The organism is Archangium lansingense (genome assembly GCF_026626635.1).
GTDB lineage: Bacteria > Myxococcota > Myxococcia > Myxococcales > Myxococcaceae > Archangium > Archangium lansingense.
Map to the genome: position 1 here is coordinate 2,756,209 of NZ_JAPNKA010000001.1, position 25,506 is coordinate 2,781,714.

General features: G+C 68.3%; 18 protein-coding genes. 14 read left to right on the plus strand and 4 right to left on the minus strand.

What is annotated here, in order from left to right; translation table 11 throughout:
- The first annotated feature begins 40 nt into the window (after positions 1-40).
- The 6 genes from OV287_RS10940 to OV287_RS10965 all read left to right on the plus strand — a co-directional run bounded on the left by OV287_RS10940 (position 41) and on the right by OV287_RS10965 (position 8,309).
- Positions 41-2,455, plus strand: coding sequence for a serine/threonine-protein kinase (locus OV287_RS10940; RefSeq protein WP_267533959.1), 2,415 nt, complete (start codon positions 41-43; stop codon positions 2,453-2,455).
- Between the two features lie 113 nt (positions 2,456-2,568).
- Positions 2,569-3,618: a hypothetical protein gene (locus OV287_RS10945; protein WP_267533960.1), complete on the plus strand. Its 1,050-nt coding sequence runs from the start codon at positions 2,569-2,571 to the stop codon at positions 3,616-3,618.
- 162 nt (positions 3,619-3,780) lie between these two features.
- Positions 3,781-4,734 (plus strand): hypothetical protein, encoded by a 954-nt coding sequence (locus tag OV287_RS10950; protein WP_267533961.1) that lies wholly within the window; start codon positions 3,781-3,783, stop codon positions 4,732-4,734.
- 25 nt (positions 4,735-4,759) lie between these two features.
- On the plus strand, positions 4,760-5,584 hold the full coding sequence (locus OV287_RS10955; RefSeq protein WP_267533962.1) for a hypothetical protein: 825 nt from the start codon (positions 4,760-4,762) through the stop codon (positions 5,582-5,584).
- A 20-nt stretch (positions 5,585-5,604) separates the two neighbouring features.
- Positions 5,605-7,623, plus strand: a complete 2,019-nt coding sequence (locus tag OV287_RS10960; protein ID WP_267533963.1) for a PEP/pyruvate-binding domain-containing protein — start codon at positions 5,605-5,607, stop codon at positions 7,621-7,623.
- Entirely contained in the window at positions 7,620-8,309 is a 690-nt protein-coding gene (locus tag OV287_RS10965) for a hypothetical protein (RefSeq protein WP_267533964.1), read from the plus strand. The genes OV287_RS10960 and OV287_RS10965 overlap by 4 nt, the downstream gene beginning before the upstream one ends.
- Here the strand turns inward: OV287_RS10965 and OV287_RS10970 are convergent.
- On the minus strand, positions 8,287-9,354 hold the full coding sequence (locus OV287_RS10970; protein ID WP_267533965.1) for a PrsW family intramembrane metalloprotease: 1,068 nt from the start codon (positions 9,352-9,354) through the stop codon (positions 8,287-8,289). The two genes, OV287_RS10965 and OV287_RS10970, sit on opposite strands and share 23 nt — an antisense overlap.
- A 137-nt stretch (positions 9,355-9,491) precedes the next feature.
- Here OV287_RS10970 and OV287_RS10975 point away from each other — a divergent pair, with 137 nt between their 5' ends.
- From OV287_RS10975 to OV287_RS10995, 5 genes are all read left to right on the plus strand, one after another.
- Positions 9,492-10,076, plus strand: coding sequence for a TIGR02265 family protein (locus tag OV287_RS10975; RefSeq protein WP_267533966.1), 585 nt, complete (start codon positions 9,492-9,494; stop codon positions 10,074-10,076).
- A gap of 55 nt (positions 10,077-10,131) precedes the next feature.
- Positions 10,132-10,782 carry a hypothetical protein gene (locus OV287_RS10980; protein ID WP_267533967.1) on the plus strand — a complete coding sequence of 217 codons (651 nt, stop codon included), beginning with the start codon at positions 10,132-10,134 and terminating at the stop codon, positions 10,780-10,782.
- The gene (locus tag OV287_RS10985; protein ID WP_267533968.1) at positions 10,779-11,636 is read left to right on the plus strand and encodes an alpha/beta hydrolase; all 858 of its coding nucleotides are present in this window, start codon (positions 10,779-10,781) and stop codon (positions 11,634-11,636) included. The genes OV287_RS10980 and OV287_RS10985 overlap by 4 nt, the downstream gene beginning before the upstream one ends.
- A 221-nt stretch (positions 11,637-11,857) precedes the next feature.
- Positions 11,858-14,689 carry a Kelch repeat-containing protein gene (locus OV287_RS10990; protein ID WP_267533969.1) on the plus strand — a complete coding sequence of 944 codons (2,832 nt, stop codon included), beginning with the start codon at positions 11,858-11,860 and terminating at the stop codon, positions 14,687-14,689.
- A gap of 170 nt (positions 14,690-14,859) precedes the next feature.
- Positions 14,860-16,617: an ELWxxDGT repeat protein gene (locus OV287_RS10995; RefSeq protein ID WP_267533970.1), complete on the plus strand. Its 1,758-nt coding sequence runs from the start codon at positions 14,860-14,862 to the stop codon at positions 16,615-16,617.
- Here OV287_RS10995 and OV287_RS11000 read toward each other — a convergent pair.
- Positions 16,589-17,206 (minus strand): non-canonical purine NTP pyrophosphatase, encoded by a 618-nt coding sequence (locus OV287_RS11000; RefSeq protein WP_267533971.1) that lies wholly within the window; start codon positions 17,204-17,206, stop codon positions 16,589-16,591. The genes OV287_RS10995 and OV287_RS11000 overlap by 29 nt on opposite strands.
- A gap of 29 nt (positions 17,207-17,235) precedes the next feature.
- Positions 17,236-18,948, minus strand: coding sequence for a TIGR00730 family Rossman fold protein (locus OV287_RS11005; protein WP_267533972.1), 1,713 nt, complete (start codon positions 18,946-18,948; stop codon positions 17,236-17,238).
- Between the two features lie 295 nt (positions 18,949-19,243).
- Here OV287_RS11005 and OV287_RS11010 point away from each other — a divergent pair, with 295 nt between their 5' ends.
- The gene (locus OV287_RS11010; RefSeq protein ID WP_267533973.1) at positions 19,244-21,823 is read left to right on the plus strand and encodes an amidohydrolase family protein; all 2,580 of its coding nucleotides are present in this window, start codon (positions 19,244-19,246) and stop codon (positions 21,821-21,823) included.
- Positions 21,824-21,838: 15 nt separating this feature from the next.
- Here OV287_RS11010 and OV287_RS11015 read toward each other — a convergent pair whose 3' ends face one another.
- Complete coding sequence (locus OV287_RS11015) at positions 21,839-22,366, minus strand: DUF4240 domain-containing protein (RefSeq protein ID WP_267533974.1); 528 nt, start codon at positions 22,364-22,366, stop codon at positions 21,839-21,841.
- Positions 22,367-22,622: 256 nt separating this feature from the next.
- Between OV287_RS11015 and OV287_RS11020 the strand changes: the two genes are divergently transcribed.
- Positions 22,623-23,084, plus strand: a complete 462-nt coding sequence (locus tag OV287_RS11020; RefSeq protein WP_267533975.1) for a hypothetical protein — start codon at positions 22,623-22,625, stop codon at positions 23,082-23,084.
- A gap of 85 nt (positions 23,085-23,169) precedes the next feature.
- Complete coding sequence (locus OV287_RS11025) at positions 23,170-25,476, plus strand: membrane dipeptidase (protein WP_267533976.1); 2,307 nt, start codon at positions 23,170-23,172, stop codon at positions 25,474-25,476.
- Positions 25,477-25,506: the final 30 nt, after the last annotated feature.

Here is a 25,506-nt window from a genome sequence, read left to right on the forward strand (position 1 = left end):
ATGGCGGGACATGGGGGGCCCGGGGTAGATTCCAGGTGCTTTGCCCGAGAACTCCCCACCCCCCGATTCCGCCCTCGAAGGGGGCGACCACACCGTCATCCGCTCCGCGGGCTCTCCCACCCAGGAGCCCTCGCCCGGGCCGCTATTCGCCGGGCGCTACGCCCTCGTGCGCATGCTCGGCCGTGGCGGCATGGGCACGGTGTATCAGGCGCGCGACAGCCTCGTGGGCGACGTGGTGGCCCTCAAGACGCTGGAACTTGGCAAGGACGCGGGCCCGGACGCCCTCGAGCGCTTCTCCCGCGAGGTCCGCCTCGCCCGCCGCATTACCCACCCCCACGTGGCGCGGATGCACGACCTGGGCACTCATGAGGGCCAGGCTTTCCTCACCATGGAGTTTGTCGAGGGGGAGGATCTCCGCGCGCTGCTGGCCCGGGAGCGCCCGCTCGCCGCGTCTCGCGCCGCCCGCATCGCCCTGGCCATCTGCGAGGGGCTGGCAGCGGCCCATGCCGCAGGGGTGGTGCACCGTGATCTGAAGCCGGCCAACATCCTCGTCGAGGCCGGCGGGCGCGTTGTCCTCACCGACTTCGGTATCGCCCGGGCGGTGGCAGGGGAGGTCGCCTCGCGCACCATGGGCGCCGTGGGTACGCCCATGTACATGGCGCCGGAGCAGGTATCCGGCGAGCAGGTGGACGCGCGTGCGGACCTCTACGCGGTGGGGCTGTTGTTGTACGAGCTGCTCACCGGCGAGGTGCCCTTCTCCGGGGAGACGCCATGGGCCGCCGCCATGGCCCGCCTGCGCCAGACTCCTCCGGACTTGCGGCAGCGCGCCACCGTCCCCGCGCCCCTCTCCGAACTGGTGCACCGCTGCCTGGGCCGCGCTCCCGAGGAGCGGCCAGCGAGCGCGCTCGAGGTGGCCGGGGCGCTGCGGGACTGGCTCGTCAGCGTGGGGGAGCCCACTTTGTCGGGTCCGCCCACCCAGGGGCCCATGACGGGGGGGCACATCCCCGGGCTCGGTGCATCGACGTTCACCACGCGCAACACGCCTCGCACCACCACGCCGACGCCGAAGCAGGGCGTGGCCATTCTGCCGCTGCGCTTCCAGGGGCCACGCGATTCCGAGTACCTGGGGGACTCGCTGACCGAGGCCCTCATTGATCAGCTCTCCCGGGCGCGCGGGCTGCGCGTGCCCGGCAGCGGGGTGACGGCGCGCTTCCGCAACGAGCGCGACCCGCGGACCGTGGGGCGCGAGCTTGGGGTGGATCTGGTCGTGGAGGGGACGGTGCAGAGCGCGGGTCCGGCGGTGCGGGTCTCCATCCGGCTGCTGGAGGCGCAGTCCGGCACCCAGGTCTGGAGCGGCCGGTTCGAGTACACCTCCACCGACGCCTTCGAGCTGCAGGACCGGCTGGTGCCGCGCATCGCCGAGGAGCTGCGAGGCGAGGTGGTTCTCTTGGCCTGGCGCGCAAGTACTCCTCCTGAGGTGCTGGCGCTGTACCGCCAGGCGGATACCGAGTTGCATGCGGCCTTCCGCGGGGGCCACGACGGAGGGCCCCTGGTGTTGCTCGAGTCGTGCCTGGAGCAGGCGCCGGACTTCGCGCCGGCCATTGCGCTCCATGCCATCGCGAGCTTGCGCGTGATGTTCATGGGCATGAAGGACGCCCAGCGGGACCATGCCGCGGCCGCGCGCGCCAGCGTCGAGCGGGCCCTGCATCTGGCGCCGGAGATAGCCGAGACGCACCTGGCTCGGGCAATGCTCTCCGCCCAGGTGGATGATTGGCGCACGGCGGTGTCGTCTCTGCGCACGGCCTTGGACATCGCGCCTTGTCATGCTCCGACGCTGCAGTACCTGGGCAGCCTGCAGTGTGAGGCGGGCCGCGCGGATGAGGGGCTCGTGCGGCTGCGCCTGGCCTATGACTTGTCTCCCACGTTGGTGACGGCGCTGTTCGAGCTGGCTCGCTGCAGCGCGTTGCGCGGGAAGATGGACGACTACTGGTGGGCGGTGGAGCGGCTGAGCGCATCTCCGTCGCACCGCGCCGCGGCGGAATCGCTGCGGGTCCGGGTCGCCGGGTGGACCCGGAACACGGAGGAGCTACGGCGCAGCAAGGCCGAGACGGCCGCGGATTTGGACTTCATCGCCGTCATCACCGGCCGCTATGCCGCCGCGGCGTTGGGCGAGGTGAGTGCGCTCGAGCTGATCCCCATGTTCGAGGAGTCGCTCTCTCGGACGAACAGCCCGCGGTTCGTCTCCTTGATGTGTCAGATCTCCGCCGAGATCCTCGGCCTCTGCGGCCACGCGGAGCAGGCGATGGGGTACTTCCGCCGGGCCGTGGAGACGGCGCTCATCGACCTGGAGTGGATAGACCGCTGCCCGGCGCTCGTGCCCCTCCGGACGTTGCCGGGCTTCGCCGAGGGGCGGCGCCAGGTGCGCTCCCGCGTCGAGGCCATCTGGCTCGCGTGAGCTGTACGGGAGGCCCCGTAAGAGTTTCTTAAGATCTGGTTCCTACCTTGATGCTCAGCGGGGCAGGCCGGTGCCCCGCGACGTGGACACGGGAGTGTCGAGGAGTCAGGACCATGAAGCGTGGGCTGGATGCGAAGAAGGGCCTGGGCCGGGACAAGTTGTGGGGGGCCGTGCTGCTCGCGGCCGCGCTAGGTGCGGGCTGTGGAGCCAACTCGAGCGAGAGTGCGCAGGAGGCCGCCGTCGCTGAGGCGGGCGACGCACTCGGGACGGCGAGCGACTCGTCCCACTTCGCGGAGCTGGAGCGGCTGATTGTCGGGTTGGATCGCGACCTGGGCCGCTTGGGGCGGAACCAGCAGGACGCGGTCCGCTGCGATTCGGAGCCGGAGGTCACCGAGGTGCAGGTGTGCGACCGGACGATTCCCTCCCGGATGCGCTACGAGTGGAGTGACTGCGAGGCAGGCAAGGGGCACGAGGGGCATCGTCCGCCGCCTCCAGAGGGCTCGGAGGCGCAGCAGGCGGATGCACGGCCCCGGCCTGTCAGCTCCAGTGGCACGGTGGAGCTCGTCCATGACGTGACCGTGAATGGAACCTGCGGTGCCGAGGATGTGAGCTTCGACAACATCCAGAGCGCGACCTTCGCTACCACGCAGACTCTGTCGGACGGCAGTGTGCGGAGCTTCCAGGGCACCACCACCGCGATGGGGCGCCAGTCCGCCAGCGAGACGATCTCCACTCGCACCGGTACGCTGGACACCACGCGCGAGGTCCGGGACGCGCAGGGGCAGGTGACACGGAGTCTCCACCTCACGGGCACGCTCACCGTCACCATCGACCGTTCCGCCGAGGAGCCGACCCGCGCACTGAATGGAAGCTTCGAAGCCACGTACTCGGACACGGGTCTTTCCACCATCACCGTGACGGACCTGCTCCGGCCGGCGCCATCCGTCTGCCGCTCGCCCATCTCCGGCACTGTGCGTCAGGTCCTGGAGGACGGAACCGAGCACGTGCTGAGCTTCGGCCCGGAGTGCGGCACGGCCACGCTCGATGGCGAGCCGTATGCGCCGCGAGGCGGGCATGGCGGTGGGCGCGGCGGGCATGACGGCGGCCCCGGTGGGCGCGGGCCTCATCCGGATGGCTCGGGCTCCGCCACCGGCCCCCGCTGAGCACGCGCTGTCCATCCGTGCCCGGTTGAGAGTCTTTGTTTCAATTCATTTCGGATAGTCTTTCAGCCTGGCACATCGTGGTAACAGTTGAGGCACGGCGCAGGGGAGTGGACAACGCCTGTCCGGTGGCCGCTCCCTTGCTGTCTGCTCCTGGAGACCGTCTTGAAGACATCTCATCGCGCATGGCCCCTTTTCCTGGCGGTATGGGTGCTGGGCTGTGACTCCTCGACTCCGGCTCCCTCGGATGACAGCGAGGACACGGACACCTCGGAGCTCACTTATTCGCCCTGTGACGCGAGCAAGCGGGCGGGGCAATTCATCGTCGAGCTTGGGGAGGGATACACGGCGGTTCAGGGACGGGTGCTCAGCGGTGTCGTTCCAGCCAATGTGAGACAGGTGGAGGCCCAGGAGGGCGAGTGCCGTCTGCTGCGTGGACGCACGCTCTTCTGCGAGCCGGCCTGCGGTGCTTCACAGACCTGCGGTGAGGAGGGGGTCTGCATTCCCTATCCCACCGCGCGGAACGTGGGCTCCGTGCGTGTGCGGGGATTGAAGTCCGAGCTCTCCCTGTCGCCGAGCTCCGCGAGGTTCTACTCCAGCAGCGGGACGACGCTCCCGCATCCCGGCTTTGATGAGGGCGCGAGCATCAAGCTTGTGGCGGCTGGCTCGGAGGTGGAGTCCTTCACGCTGCGGGGCCAGGGCGTCAGCGCCCTCGTCGTTCCCGAAGAAGCCATGACGCTCGAACGGAGCAAGCCCGCCACGGTGTCGTGGGCACCGTCCACCTCTGCTGCGGCGGCACGCATCCAACTCGTTGTGGATCTCGCGCACCACGGAGGCATCGCCGCCTCGCTCGAGTGTGATGGCCTCCCGGACACCGGGAGTTACACCCTCCCCGCGGGAATGATCTCAAAGTTGCTCGACGTGGGCGTGGCCGGCTTTCCCAAAATCACCATCAGCCGGCGCTCCGCGGACTCGGCGGATACCAGCGTCGGATGTGTGGAGTTGCTGGTCCTGTCCCAGGTGGACCGCGAGATCCTCATTCCCGGACTCGTGTCGTGCAGTGGTGATGAGGACTGTCCGGAGGGCAAGACCTGCCAGCCGGATCTGACCTGCCAGTGAAGCGAAGGGATAGGAGGCTCTCCCGATGAGAAGAATACGAGTGGTGTCTGCAGCGGCCCTATGTGCTCTGGGGGTTGGTGGCTTGGCGTGCGGCCTGGATGGCACGGGGAGCGGCGGGGAGGGGACGGGCGACGGTTCGACGGTGAGCGACCCGGGTCCAGGGGACCTCGAGAAGTTCAGCTTCTTCGTCACCAGCATCGAGGCCATGCGCCAACTCTCCGGCAGCCAGAATGGCTTTGGCGGCGATCTTCGTTACGGCAAGGCGACGGGGCTGGAAGGTGCGGACGAGCTCTGCCGCACCATCGCGGAGATGGGTCTGGCCGGCGCCGGGCAGAAGGTCTGGCGCGCCTTCTTGAGCACGTCGACGGGCAGTGCCACTGGCGGTCCCGTCCATGCCATCGAGCGGATTGGTGAGGGGCCCTGGTACGACCGCAGCGGCCGGCTCGTAGCCGAGAACAAGGCGGCGCTCCTGAGCGCGCGTCCGCAGGGAGACGCGCAGCTCAAGAACGACCTCCCCAACGAGCGCGGCGAGCCGAACCACCAGGGGGTCGACAACCACGACACCCTGACGGGCTCGAACAAGCAGGGGCAGTTCGCGGGCGGCGGCATGGCCAGTACCTGCAACGACTGGACGAGCTCTGTCGGCTCTACAGGGCGGCCCTACATCGGTCACTCCTGGCCTCGCAGCGCGAGCAACCCCTCCAACGGGGGACATTGGATCTCCGACCATCAGGCGCCGGGCTGCGCGGCTGGCGTCAACCTCTCCAACAACGGACCTGGCGGCAGCTCGCCCACCGTGGGCGGCGGCGGCGGCTACGGAGGCCTCTATTGCTTCGCCACCACTCCTTGAGCGCTCCGATGGAGGCCGTCTTGCGTCCATACACATTCATCCTGGTAGCAGTCGCGTTCTCCCTCGCGTGCACCTCGAGCCCGTCCCCTGAGGAGCAGGTGAAGGAGTGGACCTGCGAGCTGGCGGAGGGCGACCCAGCGCCCGAGTTCCTGAAGAGTCTCGGGTGCCAGGGGGACTTCACGGTCCTCGCGTCGGAGCCGCTCGACACGAGCATCCCGGGCGCCCGCTCGGTGAAGGTCGTGATGGACCGCTTCGACGGCGATTCGCTCTACTTCCAGAACAGCCAGAAGTACGCCATCCACTACCAGTTCGTCTCCTCGCACCTGTCCGGCCAGGGGCTGCCGATCGTCGGCTCGTTGGCGGACTTCAACCAGACCGAGTACTACGCGCCGGATCGCCGCTTCCTGCTCGGAGCCGTCACGTATTACGAGGGGCCCGGTGTCTGGGCTCTCGAGCTCGCGCCCTACGACACCGCCTCGGCGGAGCTGATGACCCAGCTCTACGAGTCCGTGCGTGACGCGGGCTACTTCGGCTCCGCGTTGGTCTTCCACCCCACGTCTCAGGCGGTCGAGGCGGAGGCGAAGAACCTGGCGTCCAGCATCCGGGTGATGACGACGGACGAGCTCTACGCGGCCACCGACTACCAGCCGCTCAACCTCGCCACCTCGGTTGGACGGCTGCGTTTCATTCAGGCCGAGGAGTTGGAGACGACCTATCTCGCGTACCGCGACATCGTCGTGCTGGATCGCCTGCCCAACGACATCTCCACCGTGGTGGGCATCATCACCGAGGAGTTCCAGACGCCGCTGTCGCACGTGAACGTGCTGTCCCAGAACCGGAAGACGCCCAACATGGGGCTGCGCGAGGCCATGACCAACGCTCAGCTCCGGGCGCTCGAGGGCAAGTGGGTGCGGCTCACCGTCGGCGCGTTCGACTGGAGCGTCGAGGAGGTGACGGTGGCCGAGGCGGATGCGTACTGGGAGGAGCACAAGCCGGTGCCCGTGGTGCTGCCCTCAGCCGACCTGACGGTGAAGGAGTTTCGTGACATCGAGGACGTCGTGACCGGTGGCACGGGCTCGCTGCGCGAGGCGCTCAAGGCCGCCATCCCGGCGTTCGGAGGCAAGGCCGCGCACTACTCGGTCCTGGCCACGACGGAGGATCTCCCCGTGCGCAAGGCGTTCGCCATTCCTGCCTGGTACTACGTGCAGTTCATGGAGGAGAACGGGTTCTACGCGCGGCTGGATGAGCTGCTGGCGGACCCCGAGTTCCAGGCGAAGCCGGAGGTTCGTGACGCGCGCCTGAAGGAGTTCCGCGCGGCCATGAAGGCGGCTCCGGTGAACGCGGAGTTTCAGCGGATGCTCCAGGAGAAGCTGGCGGCGGACTACCCGGGGCTGACCATGCGGTTCCGCACCAGCACGAACAGCGAGGACCTGGAAGGCTTCCCCTGCGCGGGGTGCTACGAGTCGCACACGGGAGACCCCAGTGACTGGGAGGACGTCCTCGAGGCCATTCGCAAGACCTGGGCGAGTATCTGGCTGTTCCGCACGTTCGAGGAGCGTGAGTTCCACAGCATCGACCACAAGTCGATCGTGATGGCGCTGCTGGTGCACCACAACTTCCCCGATGAGGAGGCCAATGGTGTCGCGCTGACGGCGAACCCGTTCGACCCGTCGGGCCTGCAGCCTGGGTTCTATGTGAACGTGCAGGTGGGCGGGGATGCCGAGGTGGTGCATCCCCCACCGGGCATTACGAGCGACCAGTTCATCTACGAGTTCAACCAACCCGGGCTTCCCCTCACGTACCTGTCTCACTCCAACCTGGTGGTGACGGGCCAGACGGTGCTCACGTCCGCCCAGGTGTACGAGCTCGGCAAGGCGCTCGAGCTCATCCACCAGCGGTTCTCGCCGGCCTACGGGCCACGTGCGGGAAACACCGGGTGGTACGCCATGGATGTCGAGTTCAAGTTCGACGGTGAGCCTGGTGAGACGCCAGCCCTGACGGTCAAGCAGGCGCGGCCGCACCCGGGACGGGGGCAATGATGAGACACACCGCTCGGTTGTTGCGGACGCTGTTCATGGTGGGACTCATCGCCGCGGGCTGCGGTGGGACTGGCTCCAGTGACTCCACTGTCGAGCCCACGTCAGGCCCGTTGCTGCCGTGGAAGGCGGGAAACCGCTGGACCTATCGGGTCATCGACGATGGCGAGGTCTCGGAGAAGGAGACCACGGTGGGCGCGCTGGAGCCTGTCGGAGGCACGGGGCCGAACCGGGACGTCCTCGCCAACAAGGTGGTGACGCGCAAGGGGGCGGCGGACAAGACCGTGAGCTGGCAGGTCCTCTCGGGCACGAGCATCATCCGCTACCGGGAGCAGTCCTTCCAGGCGAACACGGACACTGTCGAGACCGAGGAGCACTGGGCACCCGCCAAGCTCCATGTGGACGAAGCGCCCGAGCATGTCGCGGTAGGCGCCACCTGGCTCGAGGTCTACGCGGAGACGAAGCTGCCTTCCGAGGGCCTGTCGAGCACGGAGACCGTCCGTGAGCGCTGGACGGTGCTTGCCGACGACGAGCCCGTCACCGTCCCCGCCGGCACCTTCCGTGCGCTCGTCTTGCAGAAGGCGGGCACCAGCAAGACGAAGACCTACTGGTACGTTCGCGGCATTGGCAAGGTGAAGGAGACCGGCGGGCAGACGGAAGAGCTGGTCAGCTTCGAAGTGCTGCCGTAGCGCCCGTCTCGAACGGGCCGCGCAGTCCCGAGCGGAAGAGGAGCAGGAAGAGCGCGGTGGGAATGGCGCACAGGACCACCACGGTCACCGCGACGTCGGTGTCCGCCGGCTCGCCGAAGAGGATGGCGGCGACGATCAGCCACCCCAGGCCGCAGGCGGTCAGCCCGAGGCCGCCCAGGCCCAGCTTGAGCCAGGAAAAGAAGGTGCGCTGGGGCTCAGGCGGTAGAGCAGAGGACAGCCGCACGTGCTCGGCTCTCAGCTCCGTGGCGACCGCAGTGTAGCTCATGCCCCCCGTGGCCAGCCGGGCGGGCTCGCTCACCAGGAGTTGCTCCTCCGCCACGAAACGCTCGGCCACCTGGCCCGTGCCCGCGAGGGCCTGCTGCTGCTGCAGTCCCTTGTAGAGGCCGCGGCCCCAGCGCACCGTGAGCAGGAGCGTTGGCAGCGCCAGGAGGGCGAAGCCCGTCCCCGTCATCAGGAAGGCGTCATAGGCGCCGTGCAGGAGGATGGCCTGGCCAAGTCCCGCGGCCAGGAGCCCGAAGCGCTGGCCCTCGTCCTGAGCGAACCGGGCGCGGCCCAAGAAGGCGCCCATGATGACCCCGGTGAAGGCATGTTCCGGCACGGCGGTGAGGGCGCGCAGCGCCGCCACACCCATGCCGCCATCACCCACGTAGAGGATGTTCTCCAGCGTGGCGAAGCCGAGCGATGCGGTGGCGCCGTACACCACGCCGTCCAGCGGCTCGTCGAAGGCGGGCTTGTTCCAGACGTACCGGCGTAGCACCAGGTACTTGAAGAGCTCCTCGGGGATGGCCGCGCCGAGGAAGGCCTGCACCAGCGCCGTGCTCCAGATGCCCGTCTCCCACTGACGGCCCAGGGACTCCAGCCACATGGCCACCGGTACCACGGGGGCACAGATGGCCGCCCCCAGCAGGAAGGTCTTCAGCAGCAGCCCGCGCGGCTCCGGGTTCCTGTCCTTGGCGTAGATGTACCAGAGCAACAGCAGCGACGGGACGACCGCGGAGCCCCCCAGCACGAGCGTCGAAGACATGCTCTCACCGTAACAGAGCCTTCCTCGTCACCGCGACCCTGCTCCCGGCGCAGCCCATTCCTCTACCTTCGCCCTCCGTGCCGGGCTACCCTGAACTCAGTAACCTCGCTCACCCGATGTGGGGATGGAGTTCGCTGTTGCAGCTTGGTTCGGACGAGGAGCTGAAGTGGCGTCTTTCCCTGCTCTCTTCAGACGACCTCATGCGAGGGTTGTTCCACAACAGCGTGTTGGAGCTGGTACGTCGGCTGGAGGGTGACGAGGCCGTCAAGGAGTGCCTGGCGGCCTGCGGCGAGGCGCGCTTCCTGGACTTCTTCAACTACGCGCACTACTCGTACATCAAGCTGCTCTACGCGGCGGCGCGGCGGATGAGCGACAGGTTCGGCGGCTTCGAGCGGGCCATGTGGGAGATTGGCTATGCCGGGGGCAAGGCCTTCTACGCGTCTGCGGCGGGCAAGGTGCTCATCCTGATGGCGCAGGGGGACCCGAGGCGGCTGCTCACCAACATCCCCACGGGCATGCAGATGGCGTCCAAGCACGTGGAGCTCAAGGTGACGCTGACAGGGCCGAGGAGTGGCATCCTCGCCAAGCGCGAGGTGATGCCCCGGCCGCACACCGAGGGTGGGCTCACTGCGATGTGTGAGGTGGCGAAGGTGAAGGGCACGAAGGTGAGCTCTCGCTCGCTGTCCCCCAACGAGAATGAGTACGTGGTGACCTGGGACTGATGGGGGAGGGGGGACTGGGCAACCTGTCCCGACTTCCGCTATGGGGCGGGACGTGATGAGAACCGCCCTGTTGCTCCTGCCCGCCCTGCTCGCCACGGGATGCGGGTTGACCACCCAGGTGCGCCCGGTGCCTCGAGGCGCCGTGCAGGTAGAGGGGGCCATTGGCGGGCCCCTGGTGCGCGTGGGTCCCGTGATTCCCGTGCCGCTGAGCACCGTCGGTGCCCGCTACGGCGTGGCCGAGCGCGCTGATGTGGCAGCCCATGTGCACCTCACCTCGCTCTCCTTTGGCGTGGCGGGCCTGGACGTGGGCGGCAGTTGGTTGGCACTCGCCCAGGACGGCGCGGTGCCGGCCCTCTCCCTCGGCGGGCGCCTCTATGGCTTCACCAGCGTGCTCGCCTCGCGCCAGGTGTCCCCGCGCGCCTACCTCGAGGTGTCGCCCACCGTCAGCTACCTCCTGGGCGGGCGCTTCCTCTCGTATGCGTCGGCCACCGGCCTGGTGCAGCTCGCAGGTGGGCCGCCTCTGCTGTCGCTGGCCGTTGGCGAGGAGGTGCGGCTGGCTTCGTGGGGGGTGCAGCTGGAGCTGCGCTGGTACCAGCCGGACTACGCCACCCGCTTCAACGCGGCGGATTGGCAGGGGCCTGGCGGCATGGGCGCGCTGGGTGCCTTGCTGGGTGTGCGCTACCGCTTCGGAGGGGATGAGGAATGAGCCGCCGTCTACTGGCAGTCGGGCTGTTGAGCGCCATGGTGGGCGTGGGGGCCTGCTATGACCTGGACCCCTTCCTCTACAGTCGCACGCGCGTGGACCACTACACGCTGCCCGCCCAGGGCGACACCCCCGAGGAGACGGTGTCTCCCGAGCAGATTGAGCCCGTGGAGCTCGTGGTGGACGGCCAGGTGCGGCTGGGGGCCGCGTATGTCAAAGCCATACAGCAGCCTCCTCGTGCCTACGTCCTCTACTTCCACGGCATCTGCTGCAACCTGGATGCGCACATCTCCCGGCCCAAGGGCCTGGCCAACCTTGGCTACGACGTGCTCGTCTTCGATTACCGCGGTTGGGGGACCTCCACCGACGTGGAGCCCACCGAGCCGGGTCTGCTCGAGGACAGCAAGGCGGCGCTCGCGTGGCTCTCCGCGCGGGCGGGTGTGCCGGCGGACCGCCTCGTCTACTACGGGCGCTCCTTTGGCTCGGCAGTGGCCACCCAGCTCGCTGCCCACGTGCCGCCCGCGGCCCTCGTCCTCGAGTCCCCCTTCACTTCCGTGCAGGGGCTGGTGCGTGACTCCAGCAACATGGACCTCCCCGCCAGTTTCTTCTCCGAGGGCACCTGGGACACAGAGGGGCGCGTGCGCTCACTCCAGGGTGTGCCCCTGCTGCTGCTGCACGGCACGGCGGACGACTTCATCCGCCCCGAGTTCTCCGAGCACCTCTACTCCGTGGCCCACGAGCCCAAGCAGCTCGTCCTCGTGGAGGGCGCCGACCACGACACCGTCCCCCAGCGTATGGGTGTGGACTATGCGCGCACCTTGGGGGCCTTTCTGGAGGGCACTCGTACCCAACCCTGAACGGCACCCCACAGTCCCGGGCCGCACCGCGTCATCAAGGTGATATTCCGGCATTACCCGGATGGTCATCTTGAATGATTGATTCTATTATTCGGGTAGTCCCGGTATAAAATTACATTTGCCCGTTTGGACCGGACGTCCGAGGTCAGAACCGGGAGTGCCGACAACGCGGTGGAGGTGGGGACGCCGCCATGGTCGCAGAGCAGCTCGGGGAGAGCGCGATGCGTCTGAACAGAGGGGAGCGGGTACTGATGCAGTTTGATACCCAGACGAGACATGGGAGCGGCATTCGCCACCGGATACTGATGGCCTTGAGCGTGCTGCTGGTTGCGGCCTGCGGCGGAGAGCTGCCATCGGAGGTGGACGGCGCGAGCCCGTCGTCCGAGAAGGTCGCTCCCTCCGCGATGAGCACGCGCCCGCAGGGGCTGAGCAGCACCAACAAGGTGCTCATCCTCAGCAGCTCGGTGACGGGTGGCAACGACAGCGTCGAGGCGGTGTCCGCCCGGAGCCTGGGCTACACGGTGGACGTGGTCTCCCCCGCGAACTGGTCCGCGAAGAGCTCGGCGGACTTCGCCAGCTATCGCGCCATCATCCTGGGTGATTCCACGTGTGGTGGCACCCTGATGCTGATCGCCGCGGCGGTGAACACCCGCGACAAGTGGGGCCCCGTGGTGGATGGCAACGTCATCATCGTGGGGACGGATCCCGTGTACCACAATGAGGATCAGGTCACGCACAACGCCGTCCGGTTCGCTGCCGCGCAGGAGGGCAAGACGGGCGCCTACATCAGCCTGAGCTGCTACTACCACGACACCGCGCCCAAGACGCCGGTGCAGGTGCTGGAGCCGTTCGGGTCCTTCACCGTGACAGGCGTGGGTTGCTACGACAACGCGCACATCGTGGCCACGCACGACGCGCTGTCAGGCCTGACGGATGACATGCTCTCCAAGTGGGACTGCTCCGTGCACGAGGCCTTTGATTCCTACCCGGCCGCCAACTTCACCCCGCTCGTCATCGCGAGAGATCCAGAGAATGGCTCGCGCCTGCCGGGCTCGCAGGACTTCGCGGATGGCTCGCATGGCGTGCCCTACGTGCTGGCCCGCGGTGCCATCCCCCTGCGCTGCGGCGACGGCGTGGTGCAGTACCCCGAGGAGTGTGACACCGGCGCCAGCAACGGTGTGCCGGGCACGCTGTGCTCGTCCGTGTGCCGCCTGCACTGGTGCGGTGACGGCAAGGTGGATCCGGGCGAGCAGTGCGACACCGGCGCGGCCAACGGCTCCGGCTCGTGCAGCGCCTCCTGCCGGTCCATTGGCGGCGGCAACCGTCCTCCGGTGGCGCAGTGCAAGGACGTGAGCGTGTCGGTGGACGACACCTGCGGCGCCACGGTTGACGTGAACAATGGCTCGTATGACCTGGATGGAGACCTGGCGTACTGCGTCCAGACGCCGCCCGGACCCCTGGGCATCGGCAACATCCCCATCACGCTGACCTGCTACGACAACACCGGTCTGTCGTCGAGCTGCACGGCGATGGCGACCATCGCCGACACCACGGCCCCGACGCTGTACTGCGCGGAAGAAGAGACGACCGAGTGCTCCTACGGCGGCGGCTTCGTCAGCATCGACTTGTCCGCCTACGACGCGTGCGGCGGCGTGACCCTGAGCGACTACGGCTCCGGCGTGTTCCCGCTGGGCACCACGCTGGTGACGCACACCGCCACGGACAGCTTCGGCAACACGTCCACCTGCACCACCCGCGTGGTGGTGTCGGATACCACCGCTCCGCTGCTGGTGCTGGTTGGCTACGAGTCGATGACGCTCGAGTGCGGCCAGCCGTACGTCGAGACGGGCGTGCAGGCGTTCGATGCTTGCGACGGTGACGTATCGTCCGACGTGGTCGTCTCCGGCTCCGTCAACACCCGCGTGCCGGGCACCTACACCCTCACGTACTCGGTGGCGGACTCGGCCGGCCAGACTGACTCCATCACCCGGACGGTGACGGTGGTTCCGGGCGCCTCTGGCTCGTGCGAGGACCCGGGCGGTGGCTGGATTCTGACGGGCAGCATGGCCCTGCCGCGGCTGCTGCACACCGCCACCCTGCTGGACGATGGCCGGGTGCTGGTGTCCGGTGGTTTCAACACCACCTCGGAGCTGTACAACCCGGAGACCAAGACCTGGTCCTCTACGGGCAACACGCTGGGCACGCACCGCGGTCACACGGCCACCAGGCTGCAGGATGGCCGGGTGCTCATCTCGGGCGGTGACTCGGGCTCCATCACCAACGCCACCTCGGAGGTGTATTCCGCGTCGCTGGGCAAGTGGAAGCCCGCGGGCCAACTCAACACCCTGCGCTTCCACCACACCGCCGTCCTGCTGCCCAACGGCAAGGTGCTGGTGGCCGGTGGCAGCACCGGTGAGCACGACAGCGCCACGCTGGCCTCGGCCGAGCTGTATGACCCGGCCACCAACACCTGGTCCTACACCGGTAGCCTGCGCACGGCGCGCGCCTTCCACAGCATGACGCTGCTGCCCAACGGCAAGGTGCTGGTGACGGGCGGCAGCGATGCCTCCGACAACCTGCTCTCCTCCGCGGAGCTCTACGACCCGGCCACCGGGACGTGGACGGCCGCGGCGGGCCTGGGCACGGGCCGCTCCTCCCACTCCGCCACCCTGTTGCCCAATGGCAAGGTGCTGGTGGCGGGTGGCTCGGGCCTCGACGTGGCGCTGAGTGCTTCGGCGGAGGTGTATGACCCGGCCACCAATACCTGGTCGGCCACGGGCAGCATGGGCTCGCCTCGCCGGTGGCACACCGCCACCCTGCTCCCGGATGGCCGGGTGCTGGTGGCCGGTGGTTACCACCAGTTGCCGGGCATCCTGAACTCGTCCGAGCTGTATGACCCGGCCGCGGGCACCTGGAGCGACACGGCGGCCATGAACGTGGACCGCTACAAGCACACCGCGACCCTGCTCAACAACGGCACGGTGCTGGCGGTGGGTGGTGCGAGCAACCACGACCAGGCGTCGGCGGAGTACTACGACCTGACCGGGCTGTAATCCGTCTCGCCGGAGGACCGGGAGGTTTGCCCTCCCGGTGATGCAATCCAAGGCGTAGCGGGCTTTCATGCAGGGGGCGCGAGGCTTCCGGGGACCTCCCGGGCTCCGCGCCCCCTGTGTCATTTGGCGGTGCCCCCGCGGTGGCGCCTCGCTGTGAAGGGAGAGAGCGGATGTCTCATCGGTCCATGGCGTGGGGTTGGCCTCTGGCGCTCGCGCTGGTGGGAAGCAGCACTTCGCTGGCTTATGCGGAGGTCACTCCACGACCCGAGTGCCGTCCTCCGGCTGCCCTTGCGGACATCGCTCCGGGGGCGGCCAGTGCGTCGCCCACCTCTTTCTTGCGCATCGGCGAGACGGTCTACTTCGTCGCGAACGATGGGGAGCATGGCGCGGAGTTGTGGAAGAGCGACGGGACGGCGGCGGGCACGGTGCTGGTCAAGGACATCCGTTTCGGGTCGGACAGCGCGAATCCCGCGCTGCTGACCGAGCTGAACGGGGGGCTTCTCTTCACCGCGAACGACGGCACCAACGGCTTCGAGCTGTGGAAGAGCGACGGGACGCGAGAGGGCACGGTGATGGTTCGGGAGCTCAACCTCGGGGAGGAGGGAGGCAACCCCACGGACATGCTCGTCCTGGGCGGCAAGGCCTACCTCGCTGCCGGCGACCATCTGACGGGCCGGGAACTCTGGGTGTCGGACGGGACGTTCGAGGGCACGCGGCTCCTCAAGGACATCCATCCCGGCACTGGCACCTCCATCTCCGCCCGCTCGATGAGGCGCATGGGCAACGCTCTCTTCTTCACCGCCGACGACGGCACCCACGGCTTCGAGCTGTGGAAGAGTGATGGAACGGAGGCGGGCACGCAGCTCGTCAAGGACATCGCGGCGGCGGAGGGCAGCTCTTACGCCAGCCAGCTGACGGCGGTGGGCAGCACGCTCTTCTTCACGGCCAACGATGGCACCACGGATGATGACCTGTGGATGAGCGACGGCTCGGAGTCGGGCACGGTGCGCGTCCGAGACATCTTCGGCAAGCCGCTACACCCCGCGCCCGACGAACTGGAGGCGGCGGGCAGCAAGCTCTTCTTCCGCCTGGATGACGAGCTGACGGGAGCCGAGCTCTGGGTGAGCGATGGGACGTCCGGAGGCACCCGGCGCGTCAGGGACATCCATGCTGGAGCCACGGGCTCGAATCCGCGCCTCTTCGCTGGCGTGGGGGAGACGCTCTATTTCGTCGCGGAGGATGGAGCCAGCGGGGCCGAGCTGTGGAGAAGCGATGGGACAGAGGCGGGCACGGTGCGCGTCAGGGACATTCGTCTCGGGAGTGCGGGCTCGTCGCCCCTCGCGCTGACAGCGGCGGACTCGAGGCTCTTCTTCACGGCGGACGAGGGCTCCGGCGTCGCGCTATGGGTGAGCGATGGAACGGAGGCGGGGACGCGCGTGGTGGACCCTGCGGTGGCGGGCCAGGCGCCGCGGGCGCTGACGTTCACGGGCGGCACCCTCTACTACTCCGCGCAGGAAGGGAGCCGGGGAAGGGAGCCGTACTCGCTGTCCCCGGCCTTCCTCGGTGACTGCAAGCCGCCGGACCTCACCTGCCCGGCGGACGTGGAAGTCATCGCCACCAGCACCGAGGGCGCGGTGGTCCACTACGCGCCTGCGCAGGCGACGGACACCGCCTCGGACGTCACCCTCGGTTACAGCACGCCGCCCGGTGCCACCTTCCCCCTGGGCGACACCGAGGTGCGCGTGACGGCGTCCGACAGTGCAGGCAACACGGCGAGCTGCTCTTTCACCGTGCGGGTGGGGGCCGCCCCGAGCGGTGGACCGGAAGACTCCGGGTGCGGCTGCACTTCGGGCTTTGCGGCGGATGCGCCCTGGCTGCTGCTGGGGGCGCTCGCTCCACTCATGGCGCGCCGCCGCCGCTCCTCTTGAGCGCTGCTCCGTCCCGCTCCGCCAGCCACCGTGCGAACTGCGCGTATACCGAGTGGGGCTGCCACCGGGCGAACAGCTCGTCGCGCTCGGCCGGCGACATTGCGGAGAGGGGCTTCGAGCCGCCCTCCGGAATGAAGATGCTCCACAGCGATGACCACGCGTCAGTGGCCCGGGTTGCGTCCGGCTCCAGGGCCAGCGTCCCCACGGCTTGCCTGTCAGTGAAGGTGTGGGGCACGCCGTCCTGGTCCATGTAGACCAGCGCGCCGACGAAGCGGCAGGTCCGCTGCTGCCCATGGGTGAGCCTCAACAGGCCGGCCACGCCGATGGTTTCCAGCGCGTACTTCGTCACCGGGCCCGGGAAGCCGGCCAGTGAGTCCACACTCAAGCCGCTGTCCTCCACCACCAGCGGCTCCTCGAAGTACGCGGCGGCCTGCCTCGCCTTGTCCAGTGCGACGGCCTCCAGCGTGCTGCCCTGGGGCTCGATGATGGGGAGCTCGAGGCGCTCGAGCTCGTAGCCCACTGCCGCGACGCATTTCGCCAGCACCTTCTCCTTTCCGCGGTTGGTGCTCACGAACGTAATCTTCTTCACGACTCTTTCTCCTCGTGCTGCGTCGGCGCTCAGAACCATTTGGCGGGGAAGGGCGGGGGCACGTAGGCGTCGAGGTACTCGAAGACGCCCGCAGGCTCCTGGGCCAGGTGGTAGAGGTGGCGGTGGTGCTGCGCGCTGGCGAAGCGCTCCCGGAAGAGGTGCTCGAACAGGGAGACCAGCGGCTCCCAGAAGCCCTTCGCATTCACGAAGACGATGGGCTTGCGGTGCATGTGCATCTGCTTGGAGGCGATGATCTCCAGCGTCTCGTCCAGCGTGCCAAATCCGCCGGGGAGCACCACGAAGGCGTCGGCCCGCGTCTCCATGGCCGCCTTGCGGCCGCGCAAATCTCTCGTGACGACGAGCTCGGTGGAGGGCTCGAAGACATAGGGCGTACCGCGCATCACCTCTGGGATGACGCTGATGACCTCGCCCCCGTGCTCGCGCGTGGCGTGGGCCACCGCCCCCATCAGTCCCGTGTTGCCGCCGCCGAAGACGAGCCTGTCGCCGCGCTTGCCGATCTCCGCCCCCAGCGCAGCGGCCAGCTCGAACCACGCCGGCTCCACCACGCCGCTGGAGGAGCAATAGACGCAGATGGTCCGGGGCTCCCGGGCCGGGGTGGAGCTCCGTCCGGGCTGGGTGGCCTCGTCCTGCTTCTCCTCGAGGAAGCACTCCGCGAGGATGCGGTTCACCTCTGGATCCTCACAGCGCTGCAGGCGGTCGATAATGGAGAGGGTCAACTCGCGCAGGAAGGGGCGGATGGGGGTAGGGGTCTCCTCCAGGCACAGGCGGAGATCCTCAATCATGCAGCGAGCCGCCTCCGGGACGCCGATCTCCAGCATCGCCTGGCGCAGGCGCTCGTGGAGGAACCGGGTCCGGTCCGAGACCTCCGCGTGCTGCTGCTGGAACTCGATGAGGGAAGCGCGGTGGAGCGGGCGGTACTCCTTCCAGAGCTGCTCGACGAGTGAGGCGAGCTCGGGCCTGCGGGTGAGCGACAGGATGAGGGGCCGGGTGACGATGCCCATCTGCAGGTCATCGTTCTCCCCCTGCTCGTCGCGGCGCTCGAGGAGGCCGACGAGGTCATCCACGTCCTGGAAGATGAAGCTGAAGCGCTCCACCACGGAGGCAGGCAGGGGCGCGCGGCCGTTGAGGGCCAGGGCGCTGTCGATGGCGAACGCCGTTGCCACACCCGTCGCGGCGTAGCGCTGGGAGAGCCAGTGCTCGTACGTGGCCTGCTCCGGGTAGGTGTTCTGCCGCTCCCAGAGGAACATGGAGAAGATGCGCAGGACGTACTGGAGCAGCGCGTCGTTGAACTCGGGCGGGCAGCGCCGGGCGTGCTGGGCCATCAGCATGAGCAGTGCGCCGGTGAAGGGCGTGGCGCTCGCCTCGCCGAAGCGGCGGGGGAAGCTCATCCGTCCGGAGCGCATGGGGGTGCGGTCCACGGTGTCGTCAGCGATGGCCGTCACTTCCATGCTCAGCAGCATCGAGGGCAGGGCGTCGATGTGCCGCGGCGTGATTCCCCCGGAGGCCTCGGCGGCGGCGAGGAACATCAGCGGGATGAGCATGAAGGAGGGCTGAGGGCTCTCCACGGTGACGTGATCGAAGAAGGGCCGCAGCTCCACGGGGATGGGGACCTGGTGGACCTTCTTCAGCGCATCCTCCAGCAGAGGGCGATAGGTGGACTCGACGCGCTGGAACATGCCCCGGAACTGACTCGGGAATTGGATGGGAATGGACGCGGTCATGGGCTGCTCTTGCTGCTGCGGTGGGGGAGAGGGGAGACGGGAGACTTCAGCCCTCCTGGCTCCGCACGTCCTCGAGGGCCGCGAGCCCTATCTCCGAGGACGGTGTGCGTGGGGGTGGGGGAGGGGAGGCGGAAGGCATGGGCGCACGGGATTCTACCGTGATACGAGCCCGGTCATGCGCTACCGCCACATTTCCCTGCTGCTGTTGACCTCCTGCGCAACCGTCTCCTCCCGCACATTGCCCTCTGGGGACCCACCCGCAAAGGTTGCTTCCTCACCGGGCGTCCCAGCGCGGGTGTGGAACCAGACACGCGCGGTAGTGGTGCGTCACGCGACGGTGATGCCGGCCTCGGGCCCGTTCATCGAGGACGGCGCGGTGGCCTTCGCAGAGGGGAAGCTTGTGGCGGTGGGCCGTAACGCGGAGGTAACCACCCCGCCCGGCGCCGAGGAGGTGGATGGAACAGGGCTGTATGTGACGCCTGGCATCATTGACGCACACAGTCACTTAGGCGTGTACGCCTCGCCGGACACCACCTCCACCAGTGACGGCAACGAGGCCACGGCCCCGGTGACGGCCGAGGTGTCCGCCGAGCACTCCTTCTGGCCGCAGGATCCAGGCCTGCGCCGCGCGGCGGCGGGTGGCATCACCTCGCTGCTGGTGCTGCCGGGCAGTGCCAACCTCATTGGAGGGCGGGGCTTCCCGGTAAAGCTGCACTTTGGCCGCGCGGCGGCGGAGATGCGCTTTCCGGGGGCGAAGGACGGCCTGAAGATGGCGTGTGGTGAGAACCCGCGCCGCGTCTACGGCACGGCCTATCGCCGCGCGCCCTCCACGCGCATGGGCAACGTGGCTGGTTACCGCCAGGCCTTCGCCCGGGCCCGCGAGTACCAGGAGCGCTGGGAGGCATGGGAGAAGAAGCGCGCGAAGAAGCCCGAGGAGGCCGGGCCCGCGCCGCTGAGGGACTTGCAGCTGGAGACGCTGGTGGAGGTGATGCGCGGCAACATCCTCGTGCAGAACCACTGCTACCGGGCGGACGAGATGGCGGTGATGCTCCAGGTGGCCGAGGAGTTTGGTTACAGCATCCGCGCCTTCCACCACGCGCTGGAGGCCTACAAGCTGCGCGACCGGCTGGCGGAGAAGAACGTGGCGGTGGCCACGTGGGCGGACTGGTGGGGTTTCAAGATGGAGGCCTGGGACGGGATTCCGGAGAACGCGGGCCTGGTGTCGCAGGCGGGTGGGCGCGCCGTCATCCACTCGGACTCGGCGCTGGGGATTCAGCGGCTCAACCAGGAGGCGGGCAAGGCCCTGTGGCGGGCGCGCGAGTCCGGCATTCCCCTGAGTGAGGAGGAGGCACTGCGCTGGGTGACGTTGCACGCCGCATGGGTGATGGGGGTGGAGGACAGGACGGGCTCGCTGGAGCCGGGGAAGATGGCGGACGTGGTGCTGTGGAAGAACCACCCGCTGTCCGTCTACGCCCGCGCGCAGCGCGTCTGGGCGGATGGGGTCGTCACCTATGACGCGGACGGTGGAGCGGTGGAGGCGAGTGACTTCGAGCTGGGCGAGCGTGCCGCGGGCTCGGCGAAGCTGGCGGTGAAGCCTGGGGCTCCGCCGTTGCTGAAGGACACGGGGCTCGGTGAGCGCTGCGAGCCCTCGCGGGAGGCCTCGTGTGCCCGGCCGCTGGACGTGGAGGCTGGCACGTGCACCGCGTTCCAGGACGTGGCGGTGCTCTCCCTGGGGACGTGGCAGGCCCACGCCTTCGTGCTGGTGGAGAACGGGAAGGTGACGCGGGTGCAGCCTGGGGCGCCAGGCGCGGTGCCCGCGGGGTGCCGGGTGGTGGAGGGCAAGGGCCGGGTGCTGACGCCGGGCCTGGTGGATCCGCTCACCAGCTTGGGAGTGGTGGAGGTGGGGATGGAGGAGAGCACGGTGGACGACGTGCTGAGGGGCGAGTCGGTCAAGGAGCCCATTCGGGCCGCGCTGCGAGTGGCGGACAGCCTCAACCCGGCGGCGGAGACCTTCCCGGTGGCGAGGCTGGGAGGCGTCACGGCAGCGGGAGTGGTGCCGGCGGGCGGGCTGGTGTCGGGGCAGAGCGCATGGGTGGGTACGGACGGGACGGTGCGCCGCGCGCCGCTGGCCCTGCATGTGAATCTGGGAGTCTCCGGGCGTGACGCGGTGTCGGGCTCGCGCGCCCTGGTGCTGGAGCGGCTGAGGGAGCTGTTGTCGGACGCGCGCGAGTACAACAAGCGCAAGGGCGACTTCGAGCAGAACCGCATGCGCACGCTGGCGGCGAGCCGGTTGGACCTGGAGGCGCTGCAGCCGGCGCTGACGGGAGCGTTGCCGGTGGTGGTGACGGCCAACCGGGTGTCGGACATCCGGGCTGCGTTGGCGCTGGGGCGCGAGTTCGGGTTGAAGCTGCTCATCGCCGGAGGGCGTGAGGCGTGGATGGTGGCGCCGGAGCTGGCGGCAGCGAAGGTGCCAGTCATCGTGCAGCCGACGCAGAACCTGCCCTCGAGCTTCGACGGGTTGAACAGCCGGATGGACTCGGCGGCGCTGCTGAGCGGGGCGGGGGTGAAGGTGCTCATCTCCACCATGGGCGAGCCGCACATGGTGCGCACCCTGGCTCAGGAGGCGGGTAACGCGGTGGCGTGGGGTCTGCCGTACGAGGATGCGCTGCGGGCCATTACGTCCAACGTGACGGAGGCCTTTGGGCTGGAGGGAGGTCAGGTGGCGCCGGGGCAGGTGGCGGACCTGGTTCTGTGGAATGGGGAGCCGCTGGAGGTGAGCAGCCGTCCGGTGGGCATGTGGCTGAGCGGGAAGCAGGTGCCGCTCACCAGCCGTCAGCAGGCGTTGTACGAGAAGTACCGCACGCTGGCGAAGTAGGGCGGTGGGGACGGCTCAACCCCGCCGGTATCTTGCCCAGAGCCTGGGGAGCCTCTGCGCGAGGTTCCCCTCGTCTTCGCTCCACCTCTCTCCAGCGGGTTCAACGGGGGAGGGTCCTGCGTACGCGGGAGGCTCTTGTTCTGTCAGCTCCTCGTAGGCCTGGGCCGGCACGTATTGAAACTCTTCGAAGAATACGTCCTCGACGCCAGGGGCATTGGCGGCCTCGGCGAGTGAGTCCGGATTTGCTACCGCGGCCTCGAAGACGCGGCGCCCCATGGAGATCAACCAGCTCCGGAAGTCCGCGAAGCCATCGTCCGAGCAGCCGCCCGCGATGATGTATGCAGCCCCCCACAGGTCCCAGTGGAATGCCACGGCCATTCGCTCGAGAAGCTGGTTGCGAAATTCGAGGATTTCCTCGGGCGGAAGCTCCAACAGCATGCGCCTGAGCTCCAGGCACTGCTGCTCCATGTTCCCGTCAAGTCGGTCTGGGTCGAACCCGCTCCGGGACGACTCGATGATTTTCCAGAATCGCTCGGCGTTCATGCGGCTGAGTTTCCTTCGTGATGCAGAGCAGGTGTCCAAATAGAGCGGGGGGCATTCCACTCGTCACCGGTGACCAGTGAAACGGAACTGGGCATTCCACTTGTCACCGGTGACAAGTGAAACGGAGCCGGGCAATTCCACTGGTCACCGGTGACCAGTGAAACGGAGCGGGGGTCACTCTGATGGGCGGCGTGTTGCTCGAGAAGTATCGCGCGCCCTTGACGTAGGATGAACGTTCCCCCGCCCCCTGAGCCGTATGGACCCTTCGGCCTCGATCACGATCGACGATTCCCTCTGGCCGCTGTTGCAGGTGCGCTTCCCGAGTGCGTTCACGAACTCGCAGCAGGAGCAGTACCTGGGCCGCCTGCTGGCGTACCTGCGCCGGGGGGAGCGGTATGTCGGCATCCTGGATACGCACCTGCTGAAGAACACGACGTCCGAGCAGCGCCAGCGGCAGGCGGACTTCATCAAGGAGCACGAGGCGCTGTTCCGCAGCTGCTCTCTTGGGACCGCGGGCATCATCACCTCGCCCCTCATGGCGCTGGGGGCGAGGATCCTCATCCACCTCAAGCCCATGCCTTCGCCGTACTACGTCGCCTCCTCGCTGCCCGCGGCGGTGACGTGGGCCGCGGAACGGTTGGAGCTGGCGGGACTGTTCGGGCCCGCCGAGCGCGTCCGGCGCCATTTCGGCCTTCTCGCCGAGCGGCGCACCGGTTGAAGCTGCACTCTCCGTGCGCCTCTCCCTTCATTTTTGGGGGCAATGACCGTTATAAGTAGGGCTTTCCTCGTAAAGGAGCCCTATCATGAAATCCCCCCCTCAATGCGGAGCCGTGCTCGTTCTGGCTCTATCGCTCGCCCTGGCCCAGGGGTGCACTCCCGTGGCGCCGGAGCCCGAGCCCCTCCAAGTAGGAACGAACCAGCAGCGGGTGGTGAGCGGCTTCGCGGAGCTGCACCACCACATGTTCGCCGAGGAGGCCTTTGGCGGCGGCTGGTTCCACGGCAGTCACACCGGCACGCTGACGCGCTGTGACGGCGGTGCACCGGAGAGTGACCATGCCCGCGTGCGCATGGACCTGAGCGAGCTGCTCAACCTGTGCCCCAACTCGGGCAGCGTGGACCTGCGGGGCGTGCCGATTCTCTCGGACCTCTTTGGCATCGCGGGCGCGGTGGGCTCGGAGTTCATTGGCAAGATGGAGGGCACGCAGGGGGATACGGGCCTGCACCTGGGCCGGCGCGAGGTGGGCACCGAGTGGCCCCGCTGGGACACCATTGCCCACCAGCAATCCTGGGAGGGCTGGCTGCGGCAGGCGCACCAGGGCGGCATGTCGCTGGTGGTGGTGTCGCTGGTGAGCAACGGCTTCCTGTGCAAGGTGCTGCCGTACCAGAACCTCAAGCGCCCGTGTGACGAGATGGCGGACGTCGAGGTGCAGCTCCAGATGGCGCGTGACTTCGATGCGCGCACGGACTGGGCGGAGATCGCCCTGTCGCCCGCGCATGCCCGGCAGATCATCGGGGCCGGCAAGCTGGCGCTGGTGCTCTCCATCGAGACGAGCAAGCTCTTCGGCACCAAGGACTGGCGCAGCGAGCTCGACCGCTTCTACGCCCAGGGCGTGCGCTCCCTCCAGCCGGTGCACCAGCTGGACAACCGCTTCGGTGGCGCGGCGCTGCACAACGCCATCTTCCAGGCGGCCCAGTTCACCGAGAACTGCCACATCGACTACGACTGCGGGGTGACGACGGGCTCCTTCACGCTTGGCTTCGACGTGGCGCGGGACGCGGCGGGAAACTGCCGCAACACGAAGGGGCTCACGGCGGATGGCAAGGCGCTGGTGCAGGCGATGATGGCCAAGGGGATGCTCGTGGACATGGCGCACCTGTCCGAGAAGAGCACCCAGGACGCCTACGCCATCGCCCAGGCGAACAACTACTACCCGCTCTACATCTCGCATGGCCACTTCCGCGAGGTGATGAACCCGAAGCTAGCGGAGAACGAGAAGACGACGCCGGCGTGGGTGGTGCGCTACCTGCGGCAGACGGGAGGCATGTTCGGCCTGCGCACGGCGCACGACGAGACGCGCGCGTACACGAAGTCCGGTATCGCCAACAACTGCCAGGGCTCCAGCCGCTCGGTGGCGCAGGCGTACGAGTTTGGCCGTCAGGGGCTGAAGGTGCCCATGGCCTTTGGCGCGGACTTCAACGGCTTCATCCAGCAGACGCGGCCGCGCTTCGGGTCCAAGGGAGCGTGCTCGGCCGGCTTCCAGGCCGAGGCGGATGACCAGGAGCACCAGCAGGAGGTGTCCGGGCCGGGGCGGTTGGGCACGGACTTCGACGAGTACGGCCTGGCGCACGTGGGCCTCTTGCCGGACCTGCTGAAGGACCTGGGGCGGCTGGGGGCGAACACGGCGGGGCTCTCTGGCTCGTCGGAGACGTTCCTGCGCATGTGGGAGCGGGCGAACGGGCCGCGCACGGGCATGGCGGACCCGGCCTCGGACATCGACACGAGCGGGATTGCCGCCTACGAGGACAAGTCCGTGCGCGAGGCGCGCTACCCCACGGTGTGCGGCAAGGCGTACGCGCCGGACTCGAAGACGCTGAACGAGGGCTGCCGCTTCGACGCGGAGTGCATCAGCGACCAGTGCACCTCGGTGCTGTGCTCGACGTTCGACGGGCGCTGCGTGTGCAACGACGATGGGGACTGCGGCTCGACGAGCTACTGCCAGGACGAGATTCCGGCCAACCCGGGCGACAACGACTGCGTGGCGAAGAAGGCCAACTGGGCCTCGTGCAGCCGGGATGGACAGTGCCTGTCGGGGGCGTGCGGTGGATGCGCGGACACGGTGGGGTGGTGCTACACGCCGCGGTCGAAGACGTACGGGCAGACGTGCAAGTCGGACAAGGAGTGCACGACGGACCGGTGCAGCGCGGACTGCTACATCAACCCCACGGGCTCATGCCTGTGCGACAGCGACTCGCACTGCGCGAGCAACCAGTACTGCGGTTGGGGAACGAACTCGGGCAAGTGCCAGAACAAGAAGTCGCGGGGAGCGGCATGCGCCTCCGACCGGGAGTGCATCTCCAACAACTGCCGCTGGTCGTTCACCTGCGCCTGAGCTGAACCCCCTTCACTTCCAAGACCCCCA